Below are 11344 nucleotides of genomic sequence, written 5' to 3' on the forward strand. Positions count from 1 at the left end.
CTTCCCGCCCTACTTGCCGTTCTGGTACTTTCCGAAAACCCTTTCAGCCCCTTTTGACCTCTTCGAATACCAGTTCAGGCACCACGACTTCCCAATTGGCGCGTTTCATCAGGTGATGAAAACGCTCATCGGCATCTTCCAAACGCCAATTTATGATGGCCGCGATCTCGCCGGTGACAAAGTTCATGCCCATCGGGGGCGAGAATGCCTTTGCCATCCGCCCGAGGACCCGTCCCTGAAAATCCTCGATCTGCCAGCGATCTCCGACACTGGCGAGGTTGATTGGCGCACCGACCTGCGCTTCAGCGATCGCGTCATGAACAATGTGTCGATCAACTTGGCGCCCTGAGAACGACAAGTCGACCATCTTCATTTCTGGCGATTGAAAGAACCGGCGCGGGCCGGGGACTGTCGCCAAGTCGGGCACCACTTGCCGCTTAACGACGGAAGGCGACTCGGTGGGAAGGTATTCGTGATTGTCGTTACTCATGACGATCAAATTGCGCCGCGCTCGTGTCATGGCGACATAGAACAAACGCCTCGGCGCGTCCTGATCTTCGTTTCGCGAGGGCCGTTCCCAACCGCCATCCAGGATCACGACATCGTCAAATTCGAGACCTTTCGCGCTGTGCGCCGTCAACAATTTGAGACCACGCTGCTCGCCCCATGAATCCTTCGACCATTCAGCAAACCATTCGATCACATCAGAGCTCGGAAGCGCTTTGCCATCAACTTCACGCGCAAGTTGCCCAAGTCCCTCACCTATCCGGTCAGTCCAACGGCTTGTGGGTATCGCATTCAGGGTTTCAGTAAGGTCGCCCAAGCTGACTAAAGCTGTGTGCCTCTCGCGTAGACCACCGATGAACCTCCGCATCTCACGGGTGCGCCACACACTCGGCAGGTTTTCGTTCGCCATTTCGACTGGAATTCCATGCGCCTCGGCAAAGTCGCGGACTGGCAGAAGCTTGCGCCAATCTCGAGAAATGATTGCTGCGCCCCTCCAGCTCCAATCCGGGATCAGTTTTGACAGGCGGAGCATCTCGTCGACCGCCGCAAGGGCCTGAGCGTCATTTCCGGCCGGGCAGCCAAGGATTTGGACCCGCCCCTGCGCAACCGGATCGAGGCTTTCCATGATACCCCCGGCGGGGTCCTTTTGCCGCGATTTGTCGACAGTAATCCCATGCCCTGTTTTCATACGTTCCCGAGATCCTTCGATCACGGCGTTCGCTGCGCTGATGACGTTTTTCGACGAGCGGTAATTGTCGGTCAGAAAGACCGGCTTGGCTGAATAATCCTGTTCGAATTGCCGGATGTGGCGCACCGATGCGCCGGCAAACGCATAGATATTCTGGTCGTCATCGCCGACCGCGAACAGGCTGATCCGTTGATCGGGGTCGTCGATACTGCGACCGGCCACCGCTGCGATCAAGGCGTATTCCTCGGGTCCCACGTCCTGATATTCATCCACGAGAATCCATCGGAACCCTTGGATCAAGGTCTCTCGCAAGGCTTCGGCCTCGATTTTGTCCAGCCCGTCGCCGCGCAAGAGACGTGCCGCATCAATCAGAAGCGTCTTGAAATCAGGTTCATCGGCCGCCACCCGTCCGGCGAAACTCGCGCCAACCAACCTCATGGCTAAGGCATGGATGGTCAAGACCGTCACGAAGCGAGCATCTTCGCCGATCAGTAGACGCAAGCGTTCCCGGATCTCGGCGGCTGCGTGGCGATTGTACGCGAGCACCAGTATTCCATTTGGATCTTCGCGTTTTATCCTGACCAGATAGGCAACGCGATGGACCAGTACGCGTGTCTTGCCCGATCCCGGCCCTGCGAGAACAAGGACATTGGTCTGTTCGCGGTCGTCACGCACGATCTGCTCTTGTGTCGCATTCCCCAGATTGTCGACGATCTCGGCGTAAGACTGAGGCGTTGCCTGCCGTCGGAACTCTGAAATCTTCCCCGGCATCCAAGCTTTCATGAAGTCGGACTGCTCCATTTCGAAATAGTCATGCGCGAGCTGCTGGGCCTGATCGATATCGTCGATTCCCTTGCTCGCGTAAGCCGCCATCACGTGGGTCTGGACGGTCTGTTCGGTGTAATGGTCTTCGAGCGGCGCGAAATGTTGGGTGGTAAAAGCGCCGCCTTTCGGATTGATGTGCAACGTCATGGCGGATCGGAACACGGACAATCCCTTGCCCAGAGTCACCACCTGCTGTTCGTGCAGCCATAGAAGCGCCCGGTCCATCAGTTTTGCTGGATCATTGACAGACGCTCGCAACAGCGCATCGCTGTTGATCGCTGCAAGAAGGTCGCCAAGCGTGGTCTCGACAGGAACGTCTTTCCGACGCAGACCTGCCTGAACCTTGTTTATCAAGTGTGAAACCAAACGCTCTGCGGCCTGCCTGCGAAGTTGAGCGGTCTGTTCGATAACCCCCCATGATCTTTGCATTCGCACCATGACACTGCCTTTGGAGACCTTGCGCAGGCCAATATTGCCTTTTCCGCCATCCATGTCGCGGCCATCCTGCGCCATCCCGCGGAGCAACCCCTCGACAATATCGGGCCGCACGGAGGCGTGTCCCCGCTCCCGCAAGGCCTGCGCCACTGAGGCCAGATGGCAGGGCACAGCCTCATTGATGTCCGCGTCTGGCGCTTGCTCTCTAAGGATCGCAATCAGGTCAGCTTCCAACCGGGATGCCGCTTGGAATCGTTTCGGCGAGGCATTCTCGACGCGCACATGCACGAAGATGGTGATGTTTGTATCATCCTTTGCAATCCCCAGGGCCTCGAGATCCGCCAAAGCTTTGCGAACGCCCGACATCGTCAGTCCAGTGACCCCGCAGAGCTCGTCCGTGGTGATGCCCTCTTCCTGCGGCGCGTTGATGATATGCAGCACGATGGCGGCCAGATCCTCGCGCCGCCGCTCGGTGATCTCAGCGGATGCAAGGATTTCGCGGACCTCCTTCATGCTCCTTACTCGGAGCGCGGCGGGGAACACCTGCACCCGGTTTTCTTCGCGGTTCAGAAGGTGTGCTTCTTCCAGCCAGGAGACGGCCGTCTTGACCCGCGTATCGTCGGTATTGCTGTCCCGCTGGAAATCTCGCTCTTTCTCCTCATGAACGATTTCACCGGGTGTGACGACTATTTCACTGCCTTTTCCGGTCCGAGCATCAAGACGTCGAAGCGCCTTCAGGATGGCGCCAATTTCGTGCCGCGCAAGTCGAGAGCGCGCGCTGAGACTGAACTGACGATCTACATCTTCGGTATTGAACAACAATACGCAGTTTGCAGGTTCGCGGTCCCGCCCAGCGCGACCCGCCTCTTGCAGGTAGTTTTCCAGCGAACCCGGCACGTCGCCGTGAACCACCAGACGGATGTCGGGTTTGTCGACCCCCATCCCAAAGGCGTTGGTGGCTGCAATCACGCGCAGATTGCCGACTCGGAAGTCCTCCTGAATTTCACGCTTGTCGTCGGCGCTAAGGCCCGCGTGATAACGTTCAGCGGCGATGCCCTGTTGTTTCAAGAACTCCGCCACGCGTTCGGTAGCGTTTCGGGTCGCACAATAGACGACCGCCCCAGACACGCCCTCGCGAGGAAGTTGGGCCTCGATCGTGTCGAGGATATCGGTCATCTTGGTCGCCCGCTGCGTTGGCAGCACCTGGAAGCTCAGGTTTGAACGCGACGCGCCACCATCGATCAACGCCAGTTCGGACCCCAACCGCTCTTTGAAATGACTGCGGATGTCCTGCACGACGTCCGGCTTTGCCGTTGCGGTCAAGCAAAGTACCGGAGCCGGCTCATCGGCTGAGCTTTCCTTGATAAACCGCGAAACGTAGCGATAGTCGGGTCGGAAATCGTGTCCCCATTTAGACACGCAATGCGCCTCGTCCAACACCCACAGCCCTATCTCGCGCTGTGCGAGAACAGACCGAACTGTTGTGCTGCGCAGTTGTTCGGGCGAAATCAAAAGGATCGCAGCATCCCCAAGCCGCACCTTGTCAAGCGCATCCTGACGCTCGGGCAAAGACAATAGCCCGTTTATCGTAACCGCCGAGGAAATTCCGGCCCGAACCAAGCCCTGAACCTGGTCTGCCATCAGCGCCACAAGCGGTGATATAACGACGGTCAATGCCCCGGTCTTGTCGAACCGAGACAGCGCGGGAATCTGATAGCAGATAGACTTACCCGTGCCCGTTGGAAGGATACCCAAGAGATTGTCGCCTTCCATGGCGGTCGCCACGATCTTTTCTTGAAGCGGGCGTCCGTCCTCGTCGACTGGTTCCGGGCGAAAACTTGGGAAGCCGAACCAACGTTCGAGTGCTCGGGTGGGATCGTTGTGCTCTGCGCAATAGGCACAGTGCGGATCACGACAATTCGTATCTCTCAGGTCTTTGACGAGCCGTGCTGCGTCACGGAATTGCGCCCGCACCCAAGGCGGCATAACAGAATCCCCACCAGCGACCGAAATCCAGGCAAGGGCATATGCCATCGGCCAGCCCAGCCCAGTGTCCGAGAGCCGCTCGAGCAAGCCGTCCACCTGTGCGCCGCAGGCCAAGTCTTTAAGCAACTTCTGAATGGCCTTGTGCGCTTCTGCTTCTGTCGGGATAGGCGCCCCGCGCACGTCGCTGAACAACCGATCAAATCCGTCGCTACCGGGACCTCGGCAGCACAGCCAGTGATAGGCCATCATCGTTTCTGGCGACAACGTGTTTAGCGATACAAAGGCGTCGATCTGGTTGCGAAGAACCTCGAACACAAGACGCGCGTCGAGCTCGGGATCGTTGACGTGACCACTTTGAAGCCGCCCATCGCGGTAGTGTTTGACCAGATGATGATACGGATTGCGCGGGAACGCCAATGGGTTGAGCCACAGCGTGTCAATCGGTCCGTCAGCGAGCTTTGCGAAGCGCGGCGAGACCGCCATGAGATGCGGCAGGTCATGGCGCAGAATATTGTGGCCAATGACATGTGCGAAACCGGCGCAAAACAAGTCGAGCTGTTCAAGCGCGGCCTTCGGATCACCTTTCCGATGAACAATCCCATCTCCATCGTCTTCCGGCACGGCTGCAAAGGCGAACACCTTGGCTTCCTTGGGATCGATCTCCAGATCAATCGACAGACAGCGCGACAGAACTTTGGAATGCTCCTGCGGCATTTGAATACTCTTAATTCCCGGCGGAATAGCCTCTGGCTTGTCAAGCGGCTTTGGTCTGTCACGGCCAAGGGCCTTTGATATGCCACGGGAAATTAAGTTTTTCATATTGGCAGGCTAATAATTTTTTCTTAGGAGCGGAACCTTCCGTGGCCATTTGGCAAAAAGTGTTCTCTCTATGCCATGTCAGTACCTTGGGGCGCGGCCAGTTTCTTTTTCATTTGGCTTTCAGATCTTTCCATTCGGAACCAACAGCAGGTCGACAATATCACTCGCACCCCGTTGCGAGACCGGGGCTGTCAGGATCCAGACAGGCCGGTTGATCAAAGTCCGCTTGTTCCCCGACTCGTCGGTCTTTTAAAAAAATGCAGCGAACTACCGGTTTTCCGCCAAGTAGTAACTGGCGCGAGTGTTCGCGCCAGGTCTGAAAGCCACTCTCATCACTGCTAAGCGAGCGCCAATAAATGTTCAAATGCCGCGCGCTTCAGTTTGTATTTCGGCAATTTCAGGGGCCGTAGGTCAGTCACCTCACGAAGCTTAGTGGCCGCTTTCTTAAGTGCGGCGTCAGAGAGGCTCCCGATCCCTTGCATATGGAAAAGCGGATTCTCCAATTGTGGATCTTTTACACTGACGCTTTCGGCTTGACTGCTTTCATCAAGAGTTACTTCTATTTCCAACATAGAGCTTTGGGCGAGATTGCAGGCCAGGATAACCGGGAAGCCATAACGGTATTTTTTACCGATGATCAGCTTGAAATCCGCCTTGTCGACAGCTTTTTTAAGGTCTTGGACATGGTGTGCCGTATAGTGGATGTTCAGGACATTGCCATTCTTGTGCCCAGCGATTGCCTGCCGTTCGCCGTCAACCACCATCTCGCGTTTCAACATGCTCGAGAAGGTCTTGCGAAGCGCATAGAAATCCTCGTCGAAATCGCCGATGCCAAGATGTCCGAAAATGCGACGTAGATGCTTGCCGTAGGCACTGGTCACATCTCCTGTTGACGAACGGCGCACGGCCTCGGGAAAAAGCAGCGGACCGTGATCGTCACGAAGTGACTGAAACCATTCTACGAACCCCAAGTCCAACAAAATCTGAGGGATGGGGATAAGCCGTTCGCTGTCCTCTGTCTTTCCCGTGGCTTCTGGTCCAGACGCGATCGCCAAGACATAGGTGCCGTCGCGATACCTGACATCGCTGCGTTTCAGCAACAAAATCTCCTCAATGCGAGAACCGATGGAGAGAACGATCAGGGGCACCCAATAATCCGCATCCCGTACGATTACCTTACCTCGTTGCCATCGGCGATGCTCAGACGCCGCTCCCGAATAGATCGGTGACGTCAAGAGACGCGCAATCCGTTCCGTGGTCCAGGGCATCCGGTTTTTCGGCTTCGTGACGCGTACATACAGCTCATCCTCGGGTGCAAGTGATTGGATGTGCCGTTGCATTTCTTTGTAGGAAATAGCTTTAGGGATTTCCGGACCAAGTTCTGAAGCCGATTTGAACATCCTGTTCATCGCATCCCGATACTTTTTGAGTGTACACAGGGTTACGCGCGGCACCAGACGTTCTGCAAGCAAGGCACGCTTTTCGGGGTTGGATAGTCCCTCAATGGCGCGGACCTCCTCCATAACCTGAAAGTCGGCGGCGTCCGCCTGAGAAATCTCAAATTCCTTGGTTATGTTTTTCCCGTCGCTCTCGAAGCGGTTTCGGCCGTGCGACTTGCCGTGGGTGCGGGGCAGTCGGGATGCCCATCCTAAAAATTCTTTCTGTCTTTCTTTCGTGAGGGAAGATACCGGGATGTCGCCAAGAAATTCTTCCGTCAGCTGGTAAACGGAAGCCGTTATCTTCTTCATGGCCTTGTTGGGATGGTTTTCGTCGGTCCTGGCGCGTGCCTGGGAAAGCAGAACCGGTGCCTGAACGAACTTGTCGAAGTCATCCAGCCCGTGTTCAGCCAAGAGGTCCGAACTGGCATAGCGCACGTCATCGCCTTCTTGCGCGGCAATTTCCACTTCATTGAGCCGACGTTGCAAAGTTGTCGCACGTTTGCCCAGATCGTTTGAAATCGGCGTTGGAACATTTAGGGCGACGCGGTCTCCGGCGGCACGCAGCAAAGGCTCGACGTCGGTCCATTGTCTGTTTCTTGCGGCGCGCCGGAGCCGTCGGTTTTCTTCCTGTAGCGCTTCGATCCTCTGGTCGACCTCGCCGGCGCTCAAGGCAATGTCCTGGTTTTGCTCTTGTAGCATGCCCTCGAGTGCTGAGCGTAGCATCTCGGTCAAGACGGCTTTGGCGGTCTCGGGGTTCAGCGAGTTTTTTATCAGTGCGTCCACGTGTGTTTTCTCCATCTGCTCGAGGACGGTGAGCAACGCGGCTGCGCGCTTCACGGCGTCAAGCGGGAGGTCGGTTCGCAGCGACAGGCAAAGAAACTGGTTTGGGACCTGGTTTGATAGTTTTTTTGGCAGGCGTTTTCGGAAATAGAAAATACGGCCACGGCGCATGAGGTATGGGCCGGCATGGTAACGTGGTTTGCGCAACCGACTGCAGGGTCGAATTTTGGCTGGCTGTGTCACAGCATGTGTCACAGTTTCCGAATGCTGTGACACATCGGATTTTCCGGAGGCTCCGTTGCCCCTTATTTTCCTGGCTTTTCTGGAAAAGGTGGCTGGGGTGGTAGGATTCGAACCTACGATACACGGTACCAAAAACCGCTGCCTTACCACTTGGCTACACCCCATCGGTGAGCGGCTGTCTACGATTGTTGCTGACAGGGTTCAAGAGGTTTCAGACAAAAAAGTTGGCCCTCTTGAAAAAATTTTGGCGGCGCATGCTGTGAGGATCTCTCGACCTGCTTTCAGGGCCGATACGGCCACGCACCCACCCTAGGGTCGACCAAGATCAGCCCCAACATCAACAGGATCAAAGGTCCATGAGACGCAAAACCGGCTGAGTCCACGGCTATCCCACAAGGGGAGCTGAGATCATTCATTTTTAGGGATTTTGGTAGCGGAGGAGGGACTTGAACCCCCGACACGCGGATTATGATTCCGCTGCTCTAACCAACTGAGCTACTCCGCCATGAGTGAGAGGCGATTTAAGGGAGCGGTCAGGGAGGGTCAAGAGGGAAAACACCGCCAACTTGCGGATTCTTTCAGATCATTGGTTGCCCCTCCTGCGGCAGCGCAACACCCGCAGCAATCCCAGAGGCAACACCGGCGATGAAAGCGGCGCAGCGGTCAGGCTCGGTGATCGGGATCATGTGCCCTGCCCCTTCAATCACCTCGTATCCCAACCCAAAGCGCTCCATCGGCGGGCCGTGGTGAGGGGCCGATAGGATTGCATCCTCCGTGCCATATAGGATGGCACCCGGCGTCCGGAGCGCGTCATAGCGAGCGACTTGCTCGGAGATGCTGAGATCAACGCCGATCACATCCTCGGACGCCGTGACAAAGGCCGAGGGGCGCAGGCCAAGGGCGCCGCCTGCACGATCCAGAAAATCCGAAGGCGGCGTTTCCGGGTCGAACACTGCGCCCAGTGTATGAGGCGCGGTTTTTGCTGCGATGGGAACGGCCAGCGTGTTGCCAATCAAGCGACGCAGCCATTGGGTTCGAATCTCCAACGGTTTGAATACCGATGGCGTTCCCGGCAGTTTTTGAGTCAACGGGGCAAGCAGCGCCAGCCCGCCTACTCTTTCAGGAAAGTCGAGCGCAATCGCGAGCGAAACCGCTCCGCCCAGCGAATGCCCAACCAGAACTGCGCCAGAGACCTCTTTCGCCTCAAGAAACTCGGCAATCATCCGCGCCTGTTCTGGCAAAAGGGCCAGATCTGCGCTGTCGCGTGTGGAATACCCGCATCCCGGCCGATCAAGTGCGATGACGTGATACTCGTCAGCCAGTTTGTCGACCAATGCGTAGGTATAGTGCTGCAATTGCCCAGCCAGTCCGTGGATCATCACGATGGTTTGCGCGTTCGGGTCGCCTTTTTCAACGTAGTGAATGCGCCCACCGCGCACCGGAAGGATTTGCCCCATCTGCGGAACGGTTTTCAGCCCCTCCCGCATCAGGCTGCGCGTCCACAAGTTCATCGCCAGTAGAAACACCGCGAAGATGGTCAATAGAATAAGTAGCGTCGTCATATCAAACCTCGCTGCCTGCGGCTGGAACCGGAACGTATTGCTCTAAACCGGATTGTGCCATGCGTTTTTGAAATTCCGCAACTGTTCCGGGCCACAGAGTCGTGTTGCGCCCTTCGGCGTCTTGGTACCACGACGAACACCCTCCGACCTGCCAGACACTGTCAGTGTGACGGTCCTGCATTTCCTTGGTAAACGCGGCTTGCCGTGCGGGGTCGGGAACAACCGCCTCCAGCCCTTGGCTTTGCATCCCGTCCAGAACGCGGCCGATATGGCCGACCTGAGCCTCAATCATCAGCACGACCGAGTTGTGGCCGAGGCCGGTATGCGGCCCGAGCAGGATAAAGAAATTCGGAAATCCTGCGATGGCAGTGCCCAGATTGGCTTGCATCCCCTCGGCCCATGCATTGCGCAAAGTCTGGCCATCTGTCCCGGTGATATCGAGGCGTTCGACCATATCGGTGACGTGAAAGCCACTGCCCCAGATCAGGATGTCAGCCTGCGTTTCGCTTCCGTCGGCTGCGATGATCCTGTCTCCGTCAATCGAACTGACTGCTTGCGATATGACGTCGACATTGTCGCGCGCAAGTGCCGGATACCAATCGTTCGAGCTGAGGATCCGCTTGCAGCCAATCCGGTAATCTGGCGTCAGCTTCTCGATTTCGGCAGGGTCTGAGATCGCGCGTTCAAGCTCTTTTCGCCACAACTTCATGGCATATTGCACCATTTTCGAATCGCCGCGGAACACTCGATGGCGGTATTCAAAAACCGCGAAGATCAGCTTGCGCCGCAGTCGCGGCAGCAACGGAATCCGCGCGTAAAGCCTGCGAACCCAAGGCGCGATCGGGCCGTCAGGACGCGGCAGAACATAAGGCGCGCTGCGTTGGAAAATCGTGACATGGCGGGCCGTTTTGGCGATCTCTGGTACGAATTGCACCGCCGAGGCACCCGTACCGACCACTGCCACGCGCCTACCCGCGACCGAGACGTTGTGATCCCATTGCGCAGAATGAAACGTCGGGCCCGGAAAACTGTCGGCCCCTGCAATGTCCGGAATACTGGGATGATGCAGCGCACCGATGGCCGAGACCAGAAACCGCGCCGACCAACTCTGCCCCGACTGCGTTTCGACCTGCCAGCGTGCGCCATCCCATTTGGCCGACTTCAACTCCTGCTGAAAATGACAGAGGTCGTAAAGGCGTTCTTTGCGCGCAACACCCTGCAAATAAGCCTGAATCTCGGCACCTCCCGCATAGGCGCGGCTCCAGTTCGGGTTCAGGTGAGTGGCCATCGAATAAAGGTGCGAGGGGATATCGCAGGCAACACCGGGATAGGTGTTCTCGCGCCATGTCCCGCCGATATCACCCGCCTTTTCCAGAATGGCGATGCTGTAAATACCGCGCTTTCGCGCCTCAAGGGCCATCGTCAGACCAGAAAACCCGGCCCCAACAATCAAGATCTCAACATTGTGATCCACGCCTTCCCCCTTTTCAAGACGACCAGAGAGCATTGGCAAAGACTATAGGCGCTGCCGAAGCCCTGAACAGCGTCTCATTGGGAATTACTGCCATACCGACGCTCGCTTAAGTTGAGTGAAGCGCGCATCTATGTCGTTTTCAACGCATTCAATCAGCCAAAACGCCCGTTTGAAGCACTTAGCCTCAAGGAATCCGTCGTCAATGCGGTTCAAAAGGTCGGATTCCGGAACACCACATGCGACAAGAGTGTCTAGCCTTTTCAACCAACCCACTTGACCAAAGACGCACCACTGGTGTCCATTTAACATCTAAACCACAAGGAAAAATTCAACGCGCAACAGGACCTGAGTGGGACAGGAATTAATTTTGCGCGCCTGACCAACCGGTGCGATCACCGCAAAAAATGAGAGAAGCGCCTGCAAACAGAAGGGCCTTCCACCTGATCAAATCGACAACACGGAGGAAATTGATGTCGATTAAAGAACCGTTTACGGATTTGGACATTAAGACCGCGGATAGCGGTTTTTATGAGAATAACAGCGTTCCGATTGCGCTGATCAGTAAGGGTGTCATGGTCGCCCTTGT

4 protein-coding genes and 2 tRNA genes are annotated in these 11344 nt (G+C 56.5%); all 6 read right to left on the bottom strand.

Translation table 11 applies throughout. The features are described from left to right. Nucleotides 1-43: 43 nt before the first annotated feature. Nucleotides 44-5155 (bottom strand): RecQ family ATP-dependent DNA helicase, encoded by a 5112-nt coding sequence (locus tag J7394_RS06095; protein ID WP_209251603.1) that lies wholly within the window; start codon nt 5153-5155, stop codon nt 44-46. Between the two features lie 443 nt (nt 5156-5598). Beyond that, nucleotides 5599-7650, bottom strand: a complete 2052-nt coding sequence (locus tag J7394_RS06100; RefSeq protein ID WP_247748079.1) for a site-specific integrase — start codon at nt 7648-7650, stop codon at nt 5599-5601. 161 nt (nt 7651-7811) lie between these two features. After that, nucleotides 7812-7886 (bottom strand) — tRNA-Gln (locus J7394_RS06105). 264 nt (nt 7887-8150) lie between these two features. Further along, nucleotides 8151-8227 (bottom strand) — tRNA-Met (locus J7394_RS06110). 73 nt (nt 8228-8300) lie between these two features. After that, nucleotides 8301-9284: an alpha/beta hydrolase gene (locus J7394_RS06115; RefSeq protein ID WP_209251604.1), complete on the bottom strand. Its 984-nt coding sequence runs from the start codon at nt 9282-9284 to the stop codon at nt 8301-8303. 1 nt (nt 9285) lies between these two features. Further along, nucleotides 9286-10758: an NAD(P)/FAD-dependent oxidoreductase gene (locus J7394_RS06120; protein WP_209251605.1), complete on the bottom strand. Its 1473-nt coding sequence runs from the start codon at nt 10756-10758 to the stop codon at nt 9286-9288. Nucleotides 10759-11344: the final 586 nt, after the last annotated feature.

This window comes from Ruegeria sp. R13_0 (assembly GCF_017743995.1).
Classification (GTDB): domain Bacteria; phylum Pseudomonadota; class Alphaproteobacteria; order Rhodobacterales; family Rhodobacteraceae; genus Ruegeria.